This is a genomic window from Terribacillus saccharophilus, assembly GCF_002272075.1.
In the GTDB taxonomy this organism is placed as follows: Bacteria; Bacillota; Bacilli; order Bacillales; family Amphibacillaceae; genus Terribacillus; species Terribacillus saccharophilus_A.
The window spans coordinates 1-23,241 of the sequence record NZ_NPBJ01000044.1; the positions used below are offsets into that span (position 1 = coordinate 1).

Sequence of the window (23,241 nt, forward strand, 5' to 3'; positions counted from 1 at the left end):
CCGTTTTCGTAGAGGTAATGGAGCTCTTGGCCGAGTTGGCCGTATTCGTTACGTCCGTCTTTGCCGTATTGGCTGTAGTTGTGACGGAATTTTTAGCAGCTGTCGCCGTATCATTGATTGATTTTGTAGCAGCTGCAGCTGTATTGTTTACGTTTGTTGTGGCCGTCTGTACTGTGGCAGCAATATCTGCTTTCGCTTCGTCGATTGCTGCATTAGTTGCAGCCAGTTTGTCCTCGAGCGCCTTTTTAAATAGCTCGAAGTCCTTTACGTAATATTCCTGGATTACGTCTACACTTTCGTCAATTAAAGCCCGTTCTATCTTGAAGCTAAATTTATGGACGGAAGCCTGGCGACTATCATCATAAACCAGGTAAAGCTCCCCGCTGGCCTGGCCGTAATGTTTTATTTCATCGTTAGATAGAACATATTCTAGGATCCCCTCGATAGGATCCAGGATCTCTACGTTATCGTGTATAAACGTACTTTTATCGCCCATCTGTAGAGCCAGTTTTGGCTTTACTCCACTCAAAGGCAGCGGCTGCCCCTGGTCGTCCTGGATCCGAAACTCTAGCCTAGCTGTCCCTTTATCCAGGGTAGAAAAATAAGCTATGTTTGCAGCCGGCGCGGAAAATGCCGCCCCGACTTGGAAGCTGCCTACTGCAGTTTTATACATCATTGAAACACTTGGCCCCCTTCATATGTCCGGATCGGTTCGGAAGCAGCTACCTGCAGGGCAGTTGCATATACCAAAGACCGGCCGGCGCTTATAGCTCGGAAATTATTGCTGCCGGTATTTGATCGGTCAAAAGCCGTATTGCTCGTAAAGTTCGTAAAGTAACATTCATATTGATTCTGAAAGTTACAATCATAAATTCGGCCGTTACTTGCTGAGGAATAAATAGCATAATTCTCGAGCGCTTTTACGTTCTCGGCAAAGCGGCATTTATTTACCGCGTGATAGGAAACACGATCGAAATAGAGCGTACAAGGTTGGTTAAGTCCTCCAGGGGTATATCTCGCTCCGGAATTGGCCGTATTCATTTGAGTAAGGCCGCCGACATAAAAATAACCGCTTATGTTTTTAGCGGTAATTGATCGGACATAAAAGCCAGTATCTTTTGTATGTGGGGTTATACTCTCCAGGTTAGAGGGCTGAATAGCAATAGAGGGAGCCAGCAGCTGCGAAATGTAAACATCTTCGTCATACTTGGCCGGCGCGCAGATAATCGTTAGATTATTGGTCATAAGAAGCGGAACAGACGCAACGGCTTTACTGATCGTTTTGAATGGCTGATCATAAGCCCCCGTTCCGATTGCGTCGCTTCCCTTGTTTCCGTCTACGTATATCTCCACGCTGCCGCTTTTCGCGTCATATAAGCCCTGGAGATCAGACTGCAGCTCTGCGGCCAGCGTAGCAAAGGCTACCATCTGGCTATCAATGCCGCTATATTGCGTTTTGATTTTATTAAAGTCAGCAGTCAGCCGATCCTGCAGGGATCCATGCACCTTATTTTCTGTATCTACTCGACTGTCTACCACTTCGTTAGGGCTTGTCCCTCCGCTTTTCAAGATCAGATTATTAAGCCTGGTTCTTGTTGCTTCATCTGCTTTCATCAGCTCGGCCACGATTTCCTCGATCATCTGCCAATTGGCGTTGGTATCCTCCCTAAATGCTCTACCGTTTAAAAGGTCTTTCCATCTGTTTAATTTAAAGGCCATCTATCTACTTCGCTCCTTTCAGTCTTTTTAATTCTCGAGCTAATTGTACCTGGATATTTATAATGTCCTCTTTGCTGTTAGATAGGGTTATATCCGGCGGTTTATTGATAAACGGATACTTTTTATAAGCGACTATTTGAACGTCTATATCGAGCCCCAACGGCTCATATATGACTAGCCAGTAATCGCCTTTCCCTACGTTTATTTTTCGTTTCAAGCTAACAGAAACGGAAATAGTCGGGTAATCCTGCAGACTGTTTTTCAAGCTCTGCAGCATGCTATCCGGCTGCGTAAATCTTTCGTCAGATACCGGAGCAGCTACCCTTCTTCCCCACTTGCTTATATTAGGGCTGGTATAAGTGATTGGATCGAAATAATAAGTACCGTCGTCTTTCTGCTTTCCGAAGCCTTTTACAACGGTTTTCAGATTGGTTGTATCAAACTGCAGCTGCAGATCATCTGTATTGTACTTATACCTGATAAAGTTCTCGGTCCTTTCTCCGAAGGAATCCGGATCATAGAATACCAGGTGCTTATTTCTCGGTACCATAATGGCCCCGTAATCTTCCTGGATCTCGTTTACGCCATCGAGCAAGCTTTTATTTCCGAAGTTCTCCTGCTCAACACTTGGAAAGGATCCGATTACTTCCCAGGTAAAGCCTAAGCTGTTCCCATTAAAGAGCAGCTGCAGACAATCCTGGATAGTAAGCTTTCCGGATTTGGTTGCTTCTGCCCAATCGTCCTGGGCTGTGAAGCTGATATGTGTTGCCGTAACGTCCTTTTGTATCGTGTATCCTGCAGCCTTTGTTGTAAGCTGCTTTACTACATAGGTTTCGCCGTCATATTCCACGAACGATTCATGCTCCAGGAGATCGAACGTAAAGGCATTACGCTGCGTTTTGGTTACAGAAAAGCTGATCTGCTGCGTAGCGTTCTTGCTCCATTCTTCGGTAAAGCTTGCCCTGTCGAAACCTACCAGGATCTCGGAAAATTGCTCGTCCATATCAGTAACGATAATATCTATCATGTTTTCCGCCCCCTTAGTGATACAGGAATCTAAAGAGGAAGCTTACCTGCAGGCCGATAGCATTATGGATTTCTATGTCGTTCCAGCCTGTGGCCAATCTGATCAGCCCATGATTTGTTGATCTTCCGCAATGAAGTCCGTTTATTTTTGGATAAGGACCGTCAATCGTGAGAACGTCCGTACCTAACAAGACCGGGTTATAAACGAATACGTCGCCGGTTGTCTTGTTGTGGATCCTGGTTGCTCCCTCGCTTTGTCCTTCGATTGTGATTAGCAGCTCATGCTCTCGAGGATCTACCAGGAGATCGCCGGCATTGTATACGCTGAATTTATTGTTGCTGAATTGATATTGAAAATCCTCACCTATTAAGCCCTGGCCATTCTGCCATAGCTCGGAATCGAACGTAAAAGGATCCAGCGTCGTGCCGACTGATTCCGCAAAGCCCTGGAAAGCTTCCAGCTCGACTGTAAAGGTTTTATTTAGCATATCCAGTACCGAATACTCGAAGGGCTTCGCATGCACCAGCCAGCGCATGCCAGGATTATCTGAGCAACGAACGTAATAAGCTTCCCTGGATAAAAAGAGCAGCCATACTTCGCGCTGTAGTTGCTGAAAGCTAAATACGTCGTCGCCCTCAATTAAAAAACTGGCGGACAAAGTACGGGGGCCGTAGGTGGTCCCCATATCTTTAGATCCGTCAGCTCCTTCCATCTGCTGATAGGTTGTCGTAGGTTGCGGGCTAGAGATCTCCAGCTCGAGGAAATGGCAGCCTTTCAGCTGCCCTACTTCGGTCTGGCTCCCGTCCTCCGGTTTATCAAGCCATAACTTACGTTCCATATACTACTCCTTTCTGGTAAGCCTGCAGCTTGTACTGCTGGCCTTGCTTGTCATTTACCGAATCCGTCACTTTCTGGCCGTCCAGGTTTACGTCGGTATTTTTCAGCAGCAACCTTGTCAGCAAGTCGATCTGCTGCTGCGCTAATACCAGTTGTTTGTCCAGACGCTCAATGATTCCGGAATTGTCATTTTGTACAGTTACCTGTGAGCCATTTTCAAAGCCGACTATTTCGTTAGCTTTGGCCAGGATCTGCATTGCTCGGCGCCGCTTGCTCTTATGCAGCGGTACAATCGCTTCCGGCTTGTTGCCTTCGCTGATCTCGGCAAGCTTATGCTTATAGCTAAAGCCGCCATTTTCGTACCCGACGTATTTTTTGCCCTGGTTTACTGCCTTTACGCCTGGTACGTTACCGATTGTTTTATATCTGGACTTGATATAGCCAATCGCAGCAAGGGCGTTATGAACAGGATTAAGGATATTTCCGTATCCTTTTTTCTTGAAGGCGTTAAATGTCGGCTCGATTGTCTGCATTAAACCTTTAGACGGGATCCCGCGTTTCGCGTTTATATCCCAGTTATTAACCGCCTTTGGATTCCCTCCAGATTCTCGCATAGCGATAAGAGAAAGGCCGTTAAGCCAGTTCTTTCCGGATACGCCGGCAATCTCCATTGCTCGAGATACCCAGCGCTTTACGTCTGCAGTAGGGTTTCCGCTGGATTTTACGTCGCCGCCTTCTAGCAACCCTTTGATCCAATCTTTCGCGCCGTCTGTAGCTTTGGAGATCATGCCCGTAGCAATGCCCTTCGCCGGCTCCAGAACGTCGTCCAGATTGGTGAATTTATTAACCATCTTCTTGATTAAGCTGAGGGGATCGCTTACGTAATCCCATACATCAAGCGCAACCTCTTTCGCTTTTGAGCCTACTTTCTTGGCCACGTTCCAGGTTGCCTTTCCTGCCGACTTCACACCGCCCCAGATTTTAGATCCGGCGCTCTTTGCTCCGTCCCAGGCAGCCTGCATATAGCCTTTTCCGCCGTTGTAAGCTGGAATAATGCCCTTTGCTTTGAGCAATTCAGCTGTGCTATTTCCGTCTAGTACGCTAGTACCTTTAGGCAGGTTAAGGATCGTTTCTCTCTTAGGAGATAGGAAAGTACGGCCGTCTGGGGTCTGGATCAATTCCTGCTTGTTTTTGCCCTTGCCGTCCGACACGATAGCCGGTCCCCCAGGGTGGTTATCGGTCCCTTTTGCGTATTCTGGTATATTCCATTTCGGGATACGTAGCTTTTTAGGAGCATGCACTTTGTCTAGGATCCAGTTGATCCCGTCGCCCACTCCATTTACGCCCTTCGCCAATCCCTCGAGTAAGAATTTACTTACGTTCTTCACACCGCCAGCAATGTTTTTCGCTGCTTTGCTTAGTCCGTCGCCCATTCTTTTTGGAAGGCCCTTTATGGCTTTTACCATATCGTCAAATATTCCGGATACTTTGTCTTTCATATTCCGGAAGATTTCCAGCCCTTTATCCCGCATATCCCCGAAGCGTTTAATTACCGAGGAATAAGCATTTTTAATCGGGTTTATGATGTTGTCCTTTATGGAATTCCAGATCTTTTTGGCCGTATCCCGTAAAGCGGTAAAAATTGAAGTCGTGTTGTTTTTTAGATTCGTAAATCGAGATTTCACGAAGTCCACAACCGCCCGTATTACAGTCCAAAAGATATTTTTTATGGCGCTCCAGGTTGCAGAAAAGAAATTTTTCAAGGTGGTAAAGATTGATTTACCAGTATTAAGCATGTTCGTAAAGCTATTCTTGAAGAAATTCACGATCCCGCCGATCACCGTCGAGAATACGTTTTTTATCCCATTCCAAAGCGATTTAAAGAAACCGCCGAAGGATTTTGCAAACACTCCAACGCCTTTAAGAAGCTTTCCGAAGAAGGTAAGCTGCACGAAATTCCAGATAAATTGGACTGCTCCAGAAAAGGCCTGTTTTATCCCTTCCCACATTTTCGAGAAGTTGCCAGTAAACAAGCCAGCGAAAATTTTCACCACGCCCATAATGACATTTAGCGCGCCCGAAATTACGCCCTGGATATTGCCCCAGATTGATTTGATAATTGTGAGGATAAGGCCAAAAGTGACCTTAAATAATGCGGATATTGGTGGTAGCGCCGCCTGTATAATCGTCCACAAAGTCGATAGAACCGGCTTTACGACGGCAAGTATTACGGAGAAAGTTGTAGTAACAACCGTTTTTATGAAGCCAAAAATATTACGGAAGGCTTCGAGGATCATAGCGCCGTTTTCGTCCCAGAAAGCTTTGATTTCCCCGACTTTTTCCATGAAGAAAGTAGAGATAGCCCCTACCGCTTGCATGACAAGATCTTTTGCTACTTGGAAACCTTGTTTAAGCTTCTCGAAAATGGCCAGCGCTGTTTCGAGCATTTCCGGGGGAATAAGGTTTTTTGCATTGGCCAGTATATCCCCGCTGAAAAATTCCTTCACTTTCCCGAAGGCGTTCATAATCGAAGCGCCGAGCTTGTTCACGAAGTCCCTAAACGGCTCGATTTTCTTATAAGCCAGGATAAAGCCGGCCACTACTGCAGCAATGGCTGCCACAATAAGACCGAATGGCCCCAGGAGCGCTGCGCCTGCAATCTTCAATCCGTTTAAAATCTTGCTGAATATGCTTACCTTGCCTTCTGCCTTGCCGAATTTAAGTCCCATCATGCCGACAACGCCAGCAATATTGCTTATGGATCCGGCCAGGATCCCCAGCGTAACTAGAAGCGGGCCGACGGCTGCAGCTGCAAGCGCAGCATATGTTATAAACTTCTGCCAACCTGGTGATAAATCATTAAACCAGGTTACTAAGTCCTGCAGGCCTGCCGAGATCTTTTGTATGGCTGGTGTCAATACGTTCCCAATCGTGATACCGGCAGTTTCGACTGCTCCCCCTAGTTCCTCGAGCGCTCCCTTTAGATTATCTTTCATCTTTTTGGCTGCTTCTGCACTAGCGCCGCCGCTATTCTCCAGGGAAGTTGTCATTTTGTCGATCTCGTCCGGGCCAGCGTTCATAAGAGCAAGAAAACCGGACGTAGCTTCCGTTCCTACCAGGCTGGCTATTGTCGCAGCCTTCTGCGTTTCTGTTTGTCCGTCTAGCGATTTCTTGAAGTTCTCCACTACTCCCGAGATCCCAATAAAGTTACCCTCGGCGTCAGTAACGCTAATCCCTAGAGCTTCCATTGTCTTACTGTTTTTCTCGCTTGGATTGAGCAAAGCAAGCAACGAAGCCCGTAAGGCTGTACCTGCGTTTTCTCCTTCAAGTCCGGCATTAGTCATAATACCGATTGACGCAGCTGTTTCCTCCATAGACACGCCCAGGGCAGCTGCAGGAGCGCCGGCGTACTTAAAGGCATATTGCATATCTGTAATGTCCGCAGCCGTCGCGTTTGCGCTCTCTGCAAGCACATCGGCAACCCTGGACGCTTCGCCAGCTTCTAGTCCCCAGATATTGAGGGCAGAAGCCACTACGTCGGCCGTCTGAGCCATTTCAGCGCCGGAAGCTTCTGCAGCACTAATTACACCCGGCATGGCCGAGATAATGTCCTGAGAAGTAAATCCGAGGGCTGCAAGATTCTCCTGGGCCTGGGCTACTTCTGTCGCACTTTTGGAAGTAGAAGCCCCTAGATCAAGCGCTGATTCTTTCAGCTGGTCCAGCTCGCCGCCGGTAGATCCGGCAATAGCTCCAACCCTGGACATTTGCGCTTCAAAGTCCATGCTGGTTTTTACAGCTGCACCCATTGCCCCGACGATTGGCAACGTGACTTTCATCGAAGCTTCTCGGCCGGCGTCTTTAAGCTTGGTTGCTGCTTGCCCGGCCTGCTCTTTGATCTTGGCCATACTATCGGCAAACTTTGCATTACGATCCGTAGCACTTCCTAGCTTGTCCTCCAGATCATCAAGGGTATTTTTCATTAGCTTTTGCTTTGCTATGGCTTCCTCGATTGCTACCTTTTGCTCTCTGGTTTCCCTGGAATCCTCGCCTTTTGTGCTGATCAGATCCTCGAGCTTCTGCTTTTCCTGCTCGATCAAGTCAGTCTGCAGGCGATAAGACTTAGTTAATCCGTCTTTTTCTGCTTTGGCCGCCTGGTACTCTTTGCCCTGGGCTTTCAGAACAGAAACAGACGCAGAAGTAGACCGGGCCGCCTGGTCAATCTGCGTCTTTAAATCTTTGGTACCGCGCTGAAACTCTTTCATAGCCAGCTGGCTATCCTCGAGCTGCTTCTGCATAGCAGACTGTCGCGCTACCGCGTTATTTATTTGTGTCGCATACTTCTGCGCTTCTTTGGAATTTTCGCCGTAATCCTTTTTGGCTTGGCTATATCTTTCGTGAAGGATCTCGATCTGCTTTTGGTTAGCAGCCATTACTTTATTAAGACCTTCTACTTTCGTTTTCATGGTTAGATAGCCGTCGCCTGCCTGGCTCACTACTGAAAGATTTGCCTTTAATTCAGATTGTGCAGTTTTCAGCTGGCGCTTTATTCCGTCTAGTGACTTAGAAAACGAAGATCCGTCCAGGCCCAGATTTACGATCATACTACCTAACGGCTTACCGTTTTGGGCCAAAAATATCACCTACCTTTTGAAAACAAAAAAAGGGAACCTAACCGGCTCCCCCCTCTGCTTATATGCTGTTATAAAAATCCTCTGCAGACATAACATCATCTTTGCGCTTGCGCCCTTTACCTGGCGTTTTCTTCGAGTTATTAATTAAGCGCAGAAAATGATTTAAGTCCATTTCCTCGATTTCATTGACCTTGTAGCCTTGCTCCATCAGCTGCCTATACAAGTCGTCGAGATTTTCGAGATATTCGGCGTAAGTTGAGGGGCCGCCTTCTGTTACTGTGTCACCTTGTTCAGCTCCGCTTTCGCCTGCTGCTTTTTTTCTTCGTCACCCATAACGGAAAGCATTGTATCGGAAAGGACTTCTGTTAGTTCCTCAGCTGCTAACCCGTCCAGGATCGTGTCGTAAGTAACTTTGTCCGTATCGAAAAGACTTGCTACAAGATCAATCATCATATCAATCTGTTCCAACTCCGTAAGCCCTTTGGCTTCTGGCCCCTGTTCTTCGTCTAGCTTCTGAGATACTTCAAGAACGCGACGGAATTTACGCGCATTCACAAAGCCTTGTACATGTTTTTCTTTTACTCCGTTTTCGTTCATCAATTCGATTGTTAGCATGGTAATACTCCTTTGTTATTTGTTTTTTGATATAAGAAAGCCAGGGATCTGTAACCCCTGGCCAAAGTGTGATTATTTATTAAGCTGTCGGCTCTGTTGCTGCTGGTTCTTCTGTTCCTGGAAGGCTAGAGTAACCAGGGAAAACAAGCTCTTTGAATTGCTGTAGATCGAAGCCCTCGGCGTCAGATCTTGCTTTAAAGAATACCCAATCATCAGAACGACGGGCGATAAAGGATCCAGATACTTCATCTGTATTCAGATCTGGCGTTTCTCCTTCAGCTGTATTAAGTTCCAATTCTGGATAGCTTAATTTCCCTTTCAACAAAGCAATATACAACGTCGCCCCGTTACGCGCTTCTGAACGAAGAAGAACGGAAACGTAAGGCGGGCGTGTTTTTGCTCCGACTTTCTCCACGCCATTTTCAACAAGTACGCCCAGAATCTTATTAACTTGGTCTGTCGTAAAATCTACTACTCCTAACGTCAATTCCGGGGAGCCTGTACCAACTGCCCCAACGTGGAACGGCACGTTATTTGCGAAGGTTGTTTTCATAGCAGCGCCCAGGCCACTAATTGCCGCACTAATTGCGCCGGCTTCTTTTGCTACGTCGATAACTTCTTTTATTTGCTCCGTATCTCCATCGTGGATACCTACTTCAATACCATCAAAACCAATACTAGCCATGTTTGCATAGCTCCTTTTCGTCTTTTATTTTACTTTTATAAATTGATCAGTTGAGTAACGAATAGATCTCATATAAAGCGGCGTAATATCCGGATCTTTTGCAACCGGAAAAGCTCGCTCTTTAATCCAATTCGCATTTTCTAATGCTGCAATTTGTGCAGCTTCTGCAGCTTCCAATAAGTTCAGATCATCGGTCCATAGATCAACCTGGACTGTAAGGGAAACTTTCACGCTTCTGTTATTAGCAAAGCCGCTGCTGTAGTCGCTAATCTCAACTATCCGGACTAACGGCGCATGCTCCGGCTGCCTTTTGCTCTCCGGTACCTCAATCGTAAAAATATGATCGGGGTTTACCAGGCTAGTAAACTCCGGATCCGACATAAGAATGTCGTAAACTTGCGAAGCCGGTAATCTCATAAGCCCAACCCCTTCCGTATTTCCGCCTGCATAATCTCCAGGATTCTATCCTGCATTTCTTCTTCTGTTTGCTGTATGAAGCCCTGGGGCCTTTGTTTAATCGTCCCTGTTTCTGCGAAGTGTACGCGCCAATGCGTTTCCTTCCCATATCCCACCGAAATAATACCGTCCTGGTTTACGCCTGAGATCTGCACATCGTCCTTCATATGAACGTGTGAGCCCTTGCGCTCCGTTTCCCGGTCAACCGGGGTATTACGTTCCAATCGCTCGGCAAACGCTTCGCCTGCCTTACGTATGGCTCTATTACGTATCTTCTTTTCCGATACTGCTAGTTTCCGTAAGTTCTTATCCAGTTCATTAAGCCCGCTAAATTCAATCGACATTCTTGGCCGCCTTCACTTTTTCAGCTTTAGCAATGATCGTCATATATGTTTTGTCGTCTGTGTCCGGATTGATTTTCTCAATCGCATAACGCACGTTTTTATGAAGTATGACCATATCATTTTCTACCTGTTCTTTTTGGTATTGGCGGATTACGAAAGTTACGCTGTCCTCCAGGACTGTGCCTATACTGGCCTTTACTTCGTTTAGAAACTTCTTCGGCATTGCTGCCCAGCAGCTGAAAATAACCTGGTCAGTAGTTTCTGCTACTCCATGACTATTTTTCTTTTCCTGGGGCCTGGCGAAGCTGATACGCTCGTTCATTTTGCTAGGGTCTGTTATGGCCATGTGGTTAACCTTCTTCCATGTAGGCCGCTTCTAGCTGCGTGATAAAAGAAGTAACCCCGTAAGGGATCTCCTTCTTTTCTTTTTCAGTAGCAGCTAGTCGGCTTTCATAATAATGGCTGGCCAGGAGAATAACGCCCAGATCATAGAGGGCATTATCTGCAAAGTAGGGTTCACGATTAGGGGAAAGGGTTACGCTGTCTTTGATATATTTCTCTGCAGCGTTGAGGAATCGCTTTATAAGATCGTCGTCAAAATCATGATCTATCCGGAGATTGTCTTTCACTTCTTGCATAGTTACGGCCATGCGCTTACCCCTCCTTTAGATAAGCAGCAATTACGCTGTAGTTGTTTCTGTTGCTGGAGCAGCTGGTACAAACTCGATATAACGGCAAGCGTCCGGATCAATTTGTTTGTAATCAGCGCGCATTGTGATTGCCAATCCTTGTGTATAGGAATCGAATTGCGTCCATTTTGCTGTAACAACGCTTCTTTTCGCTTTAAATACGGCTTCTTCCAGATCACCGATAAAGATCGGATATTTCGGGTTAGCTGCAGTTCCACCGTTTGGCAGGATAACGTCCGGAATGATTACAACCGGCTTACCTAAGAAGGAATAGCCGCTTGGTGAGGAAATGTTAGGCTGCAGCAAGTAACGGCCGTCTTTGTCTTTCAATTTGTCCAGCTCGTTATACGCAGATTGGTTTACGACAACTGTAGAAACTAGGGCCGGATCCAATGCGACGTTAGCAACTGTTTTCAAGTCGTCTACTGTTGTCGCTGGTACTTTCGTAAATGTTTTTAGGATCTCGACGATTTTACGGTTATCCGTATTTACTCGCATTGTTTCCAGGTGCTTAGATACACGATCAGCAAGATTAATTGCGGAATCGTCTAGGGCTTCCTGGGAAAGAATCAATTTACCGGCATAAGTCGCTACTTTCCATTCAACCGGGATAAATAGCTCTTTATCTACGTCCTCAATTAGAGCAGCTTCTTCTTTTGTTAAAAGTCCCATGCTTGTACGTTTAGCTGCTGGATATGTTCCGCTGCCTGTTGTTACCGGTTCTTCTGTGATCATTTTTGTTAGATCCAGGCCAGTTTCTTTTCGTTCTTTCACTCGAGTAACAACCTGTTCCGGAATTACTACGCCAGCGTCTGCAGAAGTAAGGGCAGATCGTTCCTCGCCCTGGGATTTGATATAGTTCCCGAAAGCTTCTACTGCTTGCATATCGACTTGGGAGCCTAGCAAGCTGCGCTGTTCCTCTGGTCCTGCTTTCGCTGGATCAGCTGCAGGATCTTTTTTATCTTCTTCCGGTTTTAGTCCCGCAATTTCCTCCAATGTTTCGACGGTCGCCTGCAGGTTCTCGATTTCTGCTTTCAGCTCGTCAATTTGCTTTTTGATTTCCTTTGCCTTATCAAGATCGCCACTTTCTGCGCGTGTAGCAGCGTCGGTAATAAGTGTATTGTACTGGCTTCGTTTTTCTGTAAGATCCTTTTTCGCTTTTAGGATTTTATCTTTTAATGTCATTTCAAAAATTCCCTTCGTTTTGTAATTTAAGTAAATCTAATTGAAACAGCAGCGCTTCTGTTTCGGCGCTGTTTTGTTCCTGCTTATACTGATCTAGGTTTCTTTTGGCAATGTCTACGCTTGTGTCCTGGTACGCCGGATAAGTAACTACGGAAACGTCCGTAAGCCGGGAAATATTATTTAAGCGACGCAGATATACGCCGGCTTCTTTGTCGTACTCGAAGGAATCACCCTTCGGAGCTAAAAGGAAACCGAAAGAGCATTGCGTAATATTACGCAGCTGTACGTTTTGATAAAGATCATTCGCGTATTGTGTGCCTGGCAGCTCTACTTCAAAGCGCAGGCCGACTTCATCGACGGCAAGCTTTAAGGTTCCGGCCTTTGTACGCCCTAATATCTGGCCAGGGTTGTGATCAATCAGCGCCCTAACATCAGACATATCCGCATTTTTAAGAGCGCCTGGCGTAATGATTTCTACAAAGCCGCCCAGGTTCTCGCTTCTCTTGTTGAATTTAAGAGCGTATCCGGATAGGACTTGCTTTCCGCCTTCGCTTTGCTCGGATCTCATTTCCAAAGATCCATCGAGTAAAATGCGTTTTTCATTCTCCACTTTCTCCACCCCCTTTCAAGTCTGGATTTTCTTCTGCAGCAGAAGGGACTGGATTATTTTTCGACTTGGCCATCTGGTATTCTTCCAGCTGATCCAGGGTCGTGTAATTCAAGCTAACCAGGTGCTTGTCCCCGTTTTCTATCGGGGGCTTTCCGTACTCTTTACGGGCGTCGTTTATGCTGTAGATCGAAGCCTGCATAAGAGCAGTCACGTTTTCCCTTTTCGTTTTGGAATCTGTCATCTTAAATTTACTTATGTCGTATTCCAGGTCGTAAAGGTAATGTAACGGATCCGGAAGCAGCTTAAATTTCATTTCAGCTATGCTTGCGTTGAAATAACGGGAAAGTGTATTTGTCAGGTAATCAAGATTGGATTGCTCCAATGAAGTGTTAGGCTGTTCAATGCCTAATTTGTGAGGGGGTAAACCGAAGGCTTTTGCTATTTGCAGCGTTCCATGCGTGTAACCATTTACCAGCTTTAAGATCTCGGTATCGACTTGGATCTGCTCGAATACCTCGCCATCGTTGAGGACGATAATACGCTGGTTATTGCTCGCTCCGGAAAATTGTTTCTCGAATTTCTCTCGGATATTATCCTTTGCTTCTCTGGATAGCTGCGCTTTCCCTTTCATGGTTAGGGTACCGCTGGCCGTTGTTCCTTTCTTGAAGAAGTCGAACAGCAGCCGCTTACTTGCTTCCTGCGTTTTGAGCTCGTAGCTTAGTGAAGTGATCGGGCTGATACCGGTTATTCCGTCCAGCGTGAAGAAACGAAAATGCAGCATGTCGCTTGCTTCTACTCGTTGCGTTTTGTTTCCCAGGCGTAGCTCGTAATAAATACCTTTCTTATCTTCTTTGGTTACTACGTCGCTGATAGGTCTATGGTAAAGATCGCTAGGATCCCCGGCAGCGTCCCGTAAGATATGGACGAAGCTTTCTCCATTCAGCAAAGCCGTAACCATGAAAAGGTATTTCAGAAAATATCCCGAATAATGAGGATTCGGCTTGTTGTTCAGCAGGTGAAAAAGATGAGTATCATCATCTTTTATATTGCTTTTCATTACGCTGATCGGGCTGCCGGCAACGTCAGAAGCTAATGTATGAACAGCTGTAAATATATCGCTGTTTTTGATTGCTCCCACTCCAGCATATACTCGGCCATTTAACCCTTTCACTTGATCCGGGAGCTCGATAACGGGCATATCGTAATTTTGCAGCTGGCTCCTGGTTTCAGATCGTGATTTAAAAAATCCCATGTAGTGTTATTCCCTCCCTTCTCTATCGAGAAGTACGGCTATAAGGATAAGGAAAACGCCTGTTACTCCTAGCCCCCATGTGAAGGAATGAAGGTAAACAGCTGCATTAATTGTTGCCATGCCGGCCAGCAGCAATAAGCTATGCAGCTGATCGGATATAAAAGCGCAAACAAGAAGCAGCACTTTAGTAATTATCGAAAAGTTCACTATGACACCCCTTCCAGCAGGCCCCGCAGCTCCTGCATTTCTTTTTTGTTTTCCGCAGCAAGTTTCTCGATCTCTGCAGATAATCTTTCTATGTTTTCTATATCGCCTTTGGCCAGGTTCTTTATTTTCTTTCTACGGATCCGGATTTTCATTTGTCGGGATTGGATCGCCCTGCTCACATACCTGGACGTATATTGCACTCCACAATGAGGACAAGCGAAATAATGCCGGCGTACTCCTTTTGTGGCCCATTCGCTTTGGATCTTCGGTACGAAGTCCTGGCGACAACTAACGCAGTTTGCTTTTTGCTCCAACATATAACCCCCTTAGAAGGAAAATTCCTCGCCTTCGTAGTATTCGTTTAGATCATCTTCATGGAAATAATACATAGCGTCGGTATATGCGTTCATACCTGCAGCTATCGGGTCGATCTTCTCCCGGTTTTTCCGCTTGTCGATCTGTACCGCGTCGTTATCTTCTTTCAGAATTGCGTTATTTACCGCCACATCTAAAAGAGGGTTTCCGCTATGCTTTATTTTCTCGTCTGTTACCTGGTTCCGGAAATGCTTTGTTGGTTCGGAAAGCGTCCGGACACCCTGGCGAACCTCTACTAATGGAAAGTCGTAAGGCTCAATCTCATTGACGAATAACGAAGCATTATACGGATCGTAATAAATCCCTTGTACGTCGAGCTGATTCTTTTCTACATGCTCCAGGATATAGTCGACGACTTGCTGCAGGTTAATAATGCCTGTCGGCTTGTCGGTAATTGTGCAATAACCTTTTCTGGCCATGCTCATATAGTCGATTTTGTCCCGCTCTACTTTGCTCTCCAGGCCGCCTTTCGTCGCCACAAAGCTATGACTGTCTATATAGAAGTCATATTCGACATTTTCAAAAGGATAAATAAACGTAACGGCTGATAAGTCGTCTGTACGCGATAGATCGACACCGATAAAAACAGGCCGGCCGGTAATGTCTGGCCGCTCGATCTCGTTTTTGCTCCAGTCTGGACCGGATATAAAACCTTCCTCAGAAGAATGGCGCCACATATTGAAGTTTTTTACTAGCGTTCCGTTTAGCTCATTCTTGGCCAAAGCTTCCCGCAGCTTCTTACCTGTTCGCTGCAGAATTATTTTTGCTACTGCTTCGACTTCCATCAAAGGATTAGATTTAATCCAAAGGCTTTCGTCGTGTACTTCTTCCTCGTCGTCTTGTTCATAGACAAGAGCAAAGTAATTTTCGTCCTGGACTTGATCCGTAAGTATTTTGGAAATGTATTTGTATTCAATGCTATACATCGGAAGGGATAGCTTGAAACCTGCTGTACTGATAATGAGTATTAGGGGATTTTCTAGCAAGGTCTGGCCGGATTCTAATACTTCCATCATTTCGGTAGTTTTAGAAGCGTGGTACTCGTCCAGGATCCCGACAAGGGGCTGGAAACCGTCGATATTTCCGCCGGTATCCTTACTTAGAGGGCGTATAACGCTGAATGTAGGTAAATGCTCGATCTCGCTTTTACTTTCTGTGATCTTGGTAGCCTTCCGGATAAATTTAGATCTCGGCCGGATTTTCTTCAGCTGCTGCATGATCATTTTAAAGACGATCGACGCCTGCGTTTTAGAATTGGCTGTGCTGTAGATCTGCCGGTTATATGCCGGGCTTTTGCCGTAAATTAGCTCATAAAGAGCAATTCCGGCCACCAGGACGGATTTTCCGTTTTTCCTGGCCATTGATATAAGCGCTTTTGTAAAACGCCTGTTTCCTGTATCTTTGTGCTGCCAGGAATACAGCGACATTACTATAAATTTTTGAAATAGGGCTAGTTTGGTAAGCTCGCCAGTATTTATATCCGGCAAAAGCTCCATGAAGTCTATTACCTTGTGGCCTGCTTCGGGGTTGTAAATGTAGGGGAAGTCGTCGGATCCGATTCTTTCTAAATCGCGTAAATGCCTTTTAGCTGCAGCTATTACCTTTTTTCCTGCTGTTATCTCACCAGATAAAACCTTTTCGGCGTAAATCGTAGCATAGTCAGGTATTGCAGCTACGTTATAAGCCGTCATCGTCTGGCCAACTCCGCAAAGTCGTCCTGTTCCTCTTTGACTTCCGGCGTTACTATTCGCATACGGGAATCTATAGACATTCCCAGGGAAGAAGCTATGCTTTTGATTTCTTTTGACGCAGCATTAGCAATTTCTACGGCCGGGTTCTTTTTCATGTACTTACCATAAGCCCCGACATGCTCTATTGTTATGCCGTTCTTCTTTATGTCCTGGTTAGCTTTAATAAAGGTTGCATAATGAGAACAATAAAGTAGTATTAACGATTTATCAAGATCAGCAATAGGCAATTCTTCAAGTAAAGGCAGGATCCTTTTATACTCTTTTTTTCCTGCAGTATCAAGCCAGGCTGGTATATCCGAAGTTATCGGCTTGAATTGGTACAGTTCTTCCTCTGCCTGCTTTCGCTCGGCCAGCTCGTCCTTTGATCGGTTCCCTTGTAATGTGTCCGTTAGCTTTTTCTTTCTTCCTGCCATTGTCCCACCTCCTGGCGCTAAACGAACCTAAATCATACCCTCGTATTGAGTGTACTTTTTGTGTATATGTCTTAAAAAAATAATATCTAATACAATCATAACCGGCGGTAGCGCAGTTCTTAAAGCTGTCCAGATCAGACCAATAACAGCAGCCTTTTTCCGTAGCTTTTTTTCGTCTTTCAAGACCTGATCATATATGGCGCATTGTTTAAAATACTGCCGTATTGTCAAAGTTCGATAATCGGTCTTTGATAATTCGACAAGTTTATCTAAATCCTTCGTCTTTAGCAGCAGCGCATAAAATAAGTTCTCGTTCTGATTCCGCCATAACCAGGCATATAAACCGCCGAGAACATGCATAGCAACAAACCACCAGATCATACGCTCGCCAGCTCCTTATACATTTTAGCTTTCCGCTTGATCTTCCTGGATTGAATCCATATAAACGGATCCACAAAAAAGAAAAACGGAAACGCAAAGATCTTAAAGACTGTAACTACAAAAGTGATGATAAATCCGCCAACTACTTCATGCGCTTCTGGCTCTCTCCAGAAAAGATCATTTGGATCTGTTGTCAGCTGCTGCGACTTCATCGCCGCGTAAATTGACGCCCTGGCCAAAGGGGAAAAAGTAAGCCCGGAATAAATCAGACCGAAGCCAAAGTATCCGAGTATGAAGTATAAAAACGTCATGCCTTCACTCCTTCAAATTGATATAGGAAAATAATTAATTTCGTGAGGGGCAGCCACTCGTTAGCAGCTGCTAAGAGGAAAAATCGAGGATTTCGACGGATCCGGCCCGCGCAATCAAACTTCATTTCGGGGAAAATTCTAAAAGAAGCGGGGGCATCGTATAAATGGGCGCCATATAGTAAGGGGGTATGCGCTAGGGGGGTACTCTGCCTTTGAATTGCTGGCCAAATTCCGGATTTGCTGATTTCATGCGAAGAAAGCAGCAAGTAGTATTCACTATTTATATATGTACCTGGTCAAACTTTTCCGAGGAACATACGAACACCATCAGAAACACCCATAATAAAAAAGTGTACGAAATTAGCATAAATCGTGCCTTTTTCGCACGTTTTCGGCCTTTTTTCGTACACTTTTAAGCATTTTTATATGTATTAAATGACTGTTCATGTTCTTATTAGTGATTGTATTAAATTATTATTGTTGTTCGTATTGTTATTAATTAATAACATAGTATTAAATGTTTATTGCTGTTCCTAATAAAGAAAAAATACTGGCTCTTACTTCGTCGCAGAATGATACGAACCAACCCAAAGGAGCTGTTTCTGCCGGAAAGAAAAGAACCTCTGCATAGCAATCTATGGCCAGATAAATGAAAGCAAATAGTATCCCGAACAATAACGATTTTATATCTAAGCTCTCCCTCTAATTACTTTTTAAATCTATGATCCGGGTTAAGTAAGTCAGCAAAGATAAAGCCGCCCTTTACTTCATAGTTTGCTACAAGAGATTCGACGGCCATTTTAATTAAAGCTATTCGCGTTATTCCTGTTTCCTCAGCCATAGTATCTAATTTCTTTTGCGTCGCTTCCGAAAATTCAACTTGTCTTTTGCTCATTGTATAGCAGCTCCCTATGCTTTATATTCTACCTCTATTCTAATATAAAAATGGTTACTTTTAAATATAAAAAAGGTTACTAATATATAACTATTTTCACACTTATTCAGCCGGTCCGTTTGTTACATAAGCATGGTACATAGCCGTTAATGCAACTTTACGCGACGCTGTATCCAGATAGCCAAAGAGATCCTGCAGATTAACGTATCTGAAATGCATTAAGCCTTGCGGATCCTGGTAGCCGAGCAAGTTATACATATGCGCCAGCTGATAAGCTATTTCGACTAGCGCCCTATCTTTCTCCGAGAAGTCCGCCGCTAGATTAAATATAGATTCTTCATCTACAAACTTCCCCGCCTTAATGCATTGTTTAATTGAGTGTTTGCCGGTTGCTGCAGCTACATAACAAAACACATCATACCTATAGCTCTCTTTCTTAAACAGCCGCCGCAATTCCTTGTATAATAGATTATGGCCATCGTCTATATAATAGCTAAAATCCCAGATCTTCACGCTATGCCCTCCTGGTTGCAAAACTAGCAGCATACTTGTAGATTGGTTGCATTTCGTCTAGCCGCTCCTGGAAAGACCTGCAGGAGAAACCCGAAAGGATCCACTCTGTCCCCCAACCTACTAACAGCCTTATTATCCCTTGTATAAATATTCTTCTTTACTTCCGATAGCTTGAATTATGTAAACCAGCATAAAACCACTTAAAGCCTTGTTATCACTACATTTCTAAAGGATTTCCCCCTATGGCCAAAGAATACCTAATATACAGTTTTTCATACATTCATTGATTTAAAGCCTTTTTTGCCTAAGTCCCCTAAGTGAATAAGAGCCTAATAATGCATAAAATCTTGTATATTCTGCTGCCCTTCCCCTGCGGGTAAGACCCTAAAAGATTAAATATGTTATTGTGTTACTTTTTGTCCACTAGCCCCCTTAACGCTAGAAGCCTGGAGCTGCAGGACAGTAAATATGTTATTGTGTTACTTTTTGTCCACTCTCTCTATTATCCGACTAAAATACTATCCACATTTTTATAAACAATCCGCTTTTTCTGTTGATAACTTTTACCTATAAATAGATTTCTATTATATATTTTATTGTGTTGTTATTGGCTTTTTTATTGTTCTTTTATTAAATATGAAAAATCCTTTAATATCAAGGTTTCATAGGTTAATGAAAGTATGATTTTTCTATTTCTCTATGGATTTTACAAACCATTATATAGGATAATAGATTTACGAACATACGAACCCCATATTATGAATTTTGGAGGAAACTTTCAGCATGGAAAATATGATTATGACCCGCATTATAGAACACGCTGCAGCTGATATGTACCGTCGCGCATTGGCCCGTAAATACCCTTCTTATGATGTTTCTTACCTCAATGGTTTATATACTTCTTCCCTATTTGATTTGACGCAGCGCTTTATTAAGAATAAGAAAACCCCTATTTCTGATTTGGACGAGATCCTGGCCAATAGCAGCCATGAGCTGCACCGCTATTGCAGAAACTATATTTACTTAAATGCTTTCTATGAAACTGAATCGCAGATAGCAATAGATTCCGGAAAAGTGAGATCCGGCCGAGGAAAGGAAAGATCCTGGACCGATTCCCCTACTATTTACACCGATAACCTAGAGATTTACGAAAATGAGATTGCTAGAAACGTCCAGGAGATCGAAAACGAGCTTGCAGCTGCTGCTGATTATGGATTAAACAAAAGCTTTGCATACATGCTCCTGGAGCAATATATACGGGCAGACGTAGCCGATTTTGTTCGATCCTGTTTCACTCATACAGACGACGAGCTAAAAGAGATCTACAATTACGATACCCGCCGCTTAAATCAGCGTATAAATAATGTGATCAAAGCTATTAGAAAGAGTTTGCCGAAATACGAGTATCTGATCCAATCAAAAAGCGAAATGCTCCTGCAGCAAGAAAGAAAATATATCAAGTCGTTTTTCGATCTTGTCGATCAGGAATCCGATCTATTCCGGAAGCTGTTTAATGACGCAGATAGGCTCTCGGATATTATCTCGGATAATGTAAGCGGCCAGGATCTACCTTACTTCCTGGAAGATATGCAGCTGGGAGAACGTCACCCGGCCGTATATTATGTTATTGCCGGTCTGATCCAGAAGGAAAACCAGGTAATAACAAACATCATTAAAGAAAATACTCGAGGAAAGGATCTTGCTGCAGACGTAGCCGACATAAACAAGATTCGGGAAAACAAAGAACGTAAGGCCGCGTACAAGGCATTTACTGAAGTGCAGCCCGTCTATACGTATAAAATTGCGTCAGAATCGCCCGTAGCAACACCGAAAAACCCCGATATAAAGGCATTTGTAGACAATGGCAGTATATAAGAAATGCAAGAAGGTAAACTGCAGGAAATTGATAGATTACAGCAGCGGCGAAAAATTTTGTCCCGCTCATAAAGGACACGATAACCGAATTTATAACCAGCAGCGACGGCGGGAGAAAAAAGAGTATATAAGCTTTTATTCCTCTGCTTCCTGGAGAACAAAGCGGGAAAATATACTGCGCCGCGACAATTATCTTTGCCAGGACTGCTTAAAAAAAGGATTTGTAACCCCTGCTACGATCGTCCATCACATAATAGAAACGTCCGAGGATTGGAGCCTGCGCCTAATTGATAGCAACCTAGTTTCTGTATGTGCAGCTTGTCATAACAGGGAACACAAAAAATAGGCTACCTTTGGCAGCCCATAAATGATATATTTGGATTCGAGAAGGATTATGCGCGTTTCTGTCGAAATGAAACCTATTAACCTCTCTCGGATCCATTTTTTATACATAATAGAAGTTTATTTAATCATTATTCAATCTTTATTGTTGTTATGAATAATGCATTATGATAGAATCACAATATAAAACTAATAAGGTTTTATTTTTTTTAGATAGTTACAATCTTTTTGTATTGTAGATAGGAGGGTTTACGTTGGCTAATAACGATTTATTGCGTAGTAACCTTATTCTATTAACGTCTAACTATGGCGTTAAAATGTCTTTCATAGCGGAAGATAGTCAGATTGTAACAAGGCAGTCGCTAGTAAACTTTGTAAAACAGCGCTTTGTATTAAGCGACGAAACTAGCGACAAGATAGCTGCTTATCTCGACAAGAAGTATGCAGGGATATTCCAGCAGCACCCTGCAGCAGAAAGAAACCATATTACAGCCTAAAGGGGAAATTTCATGCGTGAGCTGCCTAATGCTCTCGCTGAAAAATTAATGGATCTATACGTATTGAATGTAAATAAGCATTTACGGCAGCGTAAGCCGTCCCCTACCAGCCCGAAAACCTATAGAGAATACCAGCGCCCTATCAATCTATCTGATATGAAAGATCATATAAAGGGCAAAACAACTATAGGCGTATTCGGCGGTAATGTAGTAACGAAGTTTATTACATTCGATATAGACGTATCCGACGACAAGCTAACAAGTGAAGATAACCACCTAAGAGCAAAACAGTTAACGTATCACTTGATCCATACACTTATAGAGGATTTTAATATACAGCCTGCTCATATCTTCCCTTCGTTTAGCGGAAAGAAAGGGTATCATGTAGACATATTTTTTAGCGAGAGTATCGAGAAAACATTTACGAAGCGCTTATATGACTTGGTGCTGGAGCGAATGGGAGCAGATCCGAAGCAGATCGAGCTACGCCCTACCTCCCTCGGCGTAAAGGTTCCGCTCGGGATCCATAAAGAAACAGGATTAAAAGCTTTCTACTGTGACCACACACTAGAGCAGCTGCCCGATGAATCAATACTAGAAGCTCAACCCCTGGACGTTACTTCCTGGATAGATTGGTTTAATGATACGTACCCGGAAGAAACAAAAGCGGAGATCTTCAAAGTATCGCACACCGAAGCCGTAGACATTGAGAATGTCATAATGGACATTTACACCGACCAGAAAACTGTTTCCGAGCAAAAGAAAGACCTCATGGACGTATTGAACCTGGGACAACTTAAATATAAAGGAACCAGGCATGTAACGACGCTGCGGCTTGCTATCTTTTATAAGACGCTCGGCTATGAGAAAGAAGAAGCATTTATGTCTATCTCGAATATTATCGGTAACACATTCGAGAAAAGCCGCGAGCTGATAAGCGATAAGACGACGCTAGACTTTGCTATTAAAGAAGTATCAAGGCTCGTTAAGATCACCTATGAAAAAGATTACGATTTTAAAGAGTACACGACGACTGCAGAAGTAACCAGGAGCGAAATGCTGCAGATATTAAAGATTAAAAAGCTACCGCTCCAGAAATTGCTCTTTAGCTTCTTGCTTCATAGCAAACTACACGCCCAGGACGACGGTACTTTTTACATGACGTATAAAACCCTGGAGCGTATGGGAAACGATTCTAACAGGCTCCGCCTGGCTGAGAAGATCCGGAAGCTGCAAAGCATGGGATTAATTGAGATTGTAAGCCACAATGAAATAGATAGGGTTCGTTCCTTGCAGGAGAACCGCCCTATATGTAAGCCGAATGTATATAAAGTGCTGATAGAAAAGAGCACAAAAAAAGAACCCTGTTTGCTTGTGGGGGCAAAGGGTTCCGTATCCAGCTTGTTCTATACTGTTGTTGCTGAGCTAATAGATCCAGAAGTTTGTAAAGGTATCGTTGGCCGCGATACCTATTACAAACGCGACTACCATAAAGCATATACAGTATCGAACAAATAAACATATTCAATCAGCGGCAGCTGTTTGCAGGCAGCTGCTACTGATATAAACTATCATCAGTAACAATATAACCTAATAATACAAGACTTATGCCAGTATATCAACGGAAATTG

Annotated in this window: 26 protein-coding genes; 4 read left to right on the plus strand and 22 right to left on the minus strand. The window is 44.1% G+C overall.

Annotation, left to right across the window (positions count from 1 at the left end; all coding sequences use genetic code 11):
• The 22 genes from CHH48_RS18855 to CHH48_RS18960 all read right to left on the minus strand — a co-directional run.
• Nucleotides 1-676: phage baseplate upper protein (locus CHH48_RS18855; protein WP_141230091.1), on the minus strand; the 676-nt coding region annotated here is incomplete at its 3' end.
• Nucleotides 673-1,719, minus strand: coding sequence for a hypothetical protein (locus CHH48_RS18860; protein ID WP_095220829.1), 1,047 nt, complete (start codon nucleotides 1,717-1,719; stop codon nucleotides 673-675). The genes CHH48_RS18855 and CHH48_RS18860, both read right to left, overlap by 4 nt.
• A gap of 4 nt (nucleotides 1,720-1,723) precedes the next feature.
• Complete coding sequence (locus CHH48_RS18865; protein WP_095267128.1) at nucleotides 1,724-2,746, minus strand: phage tail protein; 1,023 nt, start codon at nucleotides 2,744-2,746, stop codon at nucleotides 1,724-1,726.
• Nucleotides 2,747-2,759: 13 nt separating this feature from the next.
• Nucleotides 2,760-3,584 (minus strand): phage tail family protein, encoded by an 825-nt coding sequence (locus tag CHH48_RS18870; protein ID WP_095267130.1) that lies wholly within the window; start codon nucleotides 3,582-3,584, stop codon nucleotides 2,760-2,762.
• Entirely contained in the window at nucleotides 3,574-8,214 is a 4,641-nt protein-coding gene (locus CHH48_RS18875; RefSeq protein WP_095267132.1) for a phage tail tape measure protein, read from the minus strand. The genes CHH48_RS18870 and CHH48_RS18875 overlap by 11 nt, the downstream gene beginning before the upstream one ends.
• A gap of 273 nt (nucleotides 8,215-8,487) precedes the next feature.
• Nucleotides 8,488-8,829, minus strand: a complete 342-nt coding sequence (gene gpG / locus CHH48_RS18880; protein ID WP_095220839.1) for a phage tail assembly chaperone G — start codon at nucleotides 8,827-8,829, stop codon at nucleotides 8,488-8,490.
• A gap of 79 nt (nucleotides 8,830-8,908) precedes the next feature.
• Complete coding sequence (locus tag CHH48_RS18885; RefSeq protein WP_095220838.1) at nucleotides 8,909-9,514, minus strand: major tail protein; 606 nt, start codon at nucleotides 9,512-9,514, stop codon at nucleotides 8,909-8,911.
• A gap of 24 nt (nucleotides 9,515-9,538) precedes the next feature.
• Nucleotides 9,539-9,931: a hypothetical protein gene (locus CHH48_RS18890; RefSeq protein ID WP_095220837.1), complete on the minus strand. Its 393-nt coding sequence runs from the start codon at nucleotides 9,929-9,931 to the stop codon at nucleotides 9,539-9,541.
• Nucleotides 9,928-10,314: an HK97-gp10 family putative phage morphogenesis protein gene (locus CHH48_RS18895; RefSeq protein WP_095220836.1), complete on the minus strand. Its 387-nt coding sequence runs from the start codon at nucleotides 10,312-10,314 to the stop codon at nucleotides 9,928-9,930. The genes CHH48_RS18890 and CHH48_RS18895 overlap by 4 nt, the downstream gene beginning before the upstream one ends.
• Nucleotides 10,304-10,660 carry a phage head closure protein gene (locus CHH48_RS18900; protein ID WP_095220835.1) on the minus strand — a complete coding sequence of 119 codons (357 nt, stop codon included), beginning with the start codon at nucleotides 10,658-10,660 and terminating at the stop codon, nucleotides 10,304-10,306. Before CHH48_RS18900 ends, CHH48_RS18895 begins: the two co-directional genes overlap by 11 nt.
• 4 nt (nucleotides 10,661-10,664) lie before the next feature.
• Nucleotides 10,665-10,964, minus strand: a complete 300-nt coding sequence (locus CHH48_RS18905) for a head-tail connector protein (RefSeq protein WP_095220834.1) — start codon at nucleotides 10,962-10,964, stop codon at nucleotides 10,665-10,667.
• A gap of 30 nt (nucleotides 10,965-10,994) precedes the next feature.
• Nucleotides 10,995-12,188: a phage major capsid protein gene (locus CHH48_RS18910; RefSeq protein ID WP_095220833.1), complete on the minus strand. Its 1,194-nt coding sequence runs from the start codon at nucleotides 12,186-12,188 to the stop codon at nucleotides 10,995-10,997.
• Nucleotide 12,189: 1 nt separating this feature from the next.
• Nucleotides 12,190-12,756 (minus strand): HK97 family phage prohead protease, encoded by a 567-nt coding sequence (locus tag CHH48_RS18915; RefSeq protein ID WP_095220841.1) that lies wholly within the window; start codon nucleotides 12,754-12,756, stop codon nucleotides 12,190-12,192.
• A 31-nt stretch (nucleotides 12,757-12,787) separates the two neighbouring features.
• Complete coding sequence (locus CHH48_RS18920) at nucleotides 12,788-14,050, minus strand: phage portal protein (protein WP_095220832.1); 1,263 nt, start codon at nucleotides 14,048-14,050, stop codon at nucleotides 12,788-12,790.
• A gap of 6 nt (nucleotides 14,051-14,056) precedes the next feature.
• Nucleotides 14,057-14,257 (minus strand): hypothetical protein, encoded by a 201-nt coding sequence (locus CHH48_RS18925; protein WP_095220831.1) that lies wholly within the window; start codon nucleotides 14,255-14,257, stop codon nucleotides 14,057-14,059.
• The gene (locus CHH48_RS18930; RefSeq protein ID WP_141230092.1) at nucleotides 14,257-14,571 is read right to left on the minus strand and encodes a hypothetical protein; all 315 of its coding nucleotides are present in this window, start codon (nucleotides 14,569-14,571) and stop codon (nucleotides 14,257-14,259) included. Before CHH48_RS18930 ends, CHH48_RS18925 begins: the two co-directional genes overlap by 1 nt.
• 12 nt (nucleotides 14,572-14,583) lie before the next feature.
• Nucleotides 14,584-16,323, minus strand: a complete 1,740-nt coding sequence (locus CHH48_RS18935; protein WP_095267134.1) for a terminase large subunit — start codon at nucleotides 16,321-16,323, stop codon at nucleotides 14,584-14,586.
• Nucleotides 16,320-16,796, minus strand: coding sequence for a phage terminase small subunit P27 family (locus CHH48_RS18940; protein WP_095220809.1), 477 nt, complete (start codon nucleotides 16,794-16,796; stop codon nucleotides 16,320-16,322). Before CHH48_RS18940 ends, CHH48_RS18935 begins: the two co-directional genes overlap by 4 nt.
• 27 nt (nucleotides 16,797-16,823) lie before the next feature.
• On the minus strand, nucleotides 16,824-17,177 hold the full coding sequence (locus CHH48_RS18945; protein ID WP_095220810.1) for a hypothetical protein: 354 nt from the start codon (nucleotides 17,175-17,177) through the stop codon (nucleotides 16,824-16,826).
• The gene (locus CHH48_RS18950) at nucleotides 17,174-17,488 is read right to left on the minus strand and encodes a hypothetical protein (protein ID WP_095220811.1); all 315 of its coding nucleotides are present in this window, start codon (nucleotides 17,486-17,488) and stop codon (nucleotides 17,174-17,176) included. The genes CHH48_RS18945 and CHH48_RS18950 overlap by 4 nt, the downstream gene beginning before the upstream one ends.
• Nucleotides 17,489-18,194: 706 nt before the next feature.
• Entirely contained in the window at nucleotides 18,195-18,383 is a 189-nt protein-coding gene (locus CHH48_RS18955) for a hypothetical protein (RefSeq protein ID WP_095220812.1), read from the minus strand.
• A gap of 102 nt (nucleotides 18,384-18,485) precedes the next feature.
• Nucleotides 18,486-18,896: a hypothetical protein gene (locus CHH48_RS18960; protein ID WP_095220813.1), complete on the minus strand. Its 411-nt coding sequence runs from the start codon at nucleotides 18,894-18,896 to the stop codon at nucleotides 18,486-18,488.
• Between the two features lie 783 nt (nucleotides 18,897-19,679).
• On the opposite strand from CHH48_RS18960, the gene CHH48_RS18965 reads away from it, so the two are divergent.
• The 4 genes from CHH48_RS18965 (at nucleotide 19,680) to CHH48_RS18980 (ending at nucleotide 23,128) form a co-directional block, all read left to right on the plus strand.
• Nucleotides 19,680-20,771, plus strand: a complete 1,092-nt coding sequence (locus CHH48_RS18965; RefSeq protein ID WP_095220814.1) for a hypothetical protein — start codon at nucleotides 19,680-19,682, stop codon at nucleotides 20,769-20,771.
• Complete coding sequence (locus CHH48_RS19985) at nucleotides 20,758-21,117, plus strand: HNH endonuclease (protein WP_095220815.1); 360 nt, start codon at nucleotides 20,758-20,760, stop codon at nucleotides 21,115-21,117. The genes CHH48_RS18965 and CHH48_RS19985 overlap by 14 nt, the downstream gene beginning before the upstream one ends.
• Before the next feature lie 250 nt (nucleotides 21,118-21,367).
• Nucleotides 21,368-21,610, plus strand: coding sequence for a hypothetical protein (locus CHH48_RS18975; RefSeq protein WP_095220816.1), 243 nt, complete (start codon nucleotides 21,368-21,370; stop codon nucleotides 21,608-21,610).
• Between the two features lie 12 nt (nucleotides 21,611-21,622).
• The gene (locus tag CHH48_RS18980) at nucleotides 21,623-23,128 is read left to right on the plus strand and encodes a TOTE conflict system archaeo-eukaryotic primase domain-containing protein (RefSeq protein ID WP_095220817.1); all 1,506 of its coding nucleotides are present in this window, start codon (nucleotides 21,623-21,625) and stop codon (nucleotides 23,126-23,128) included.
• The last annotated feature ends 113 nt before the right edge of the window (nucleotides 23,129-23,241 follow it).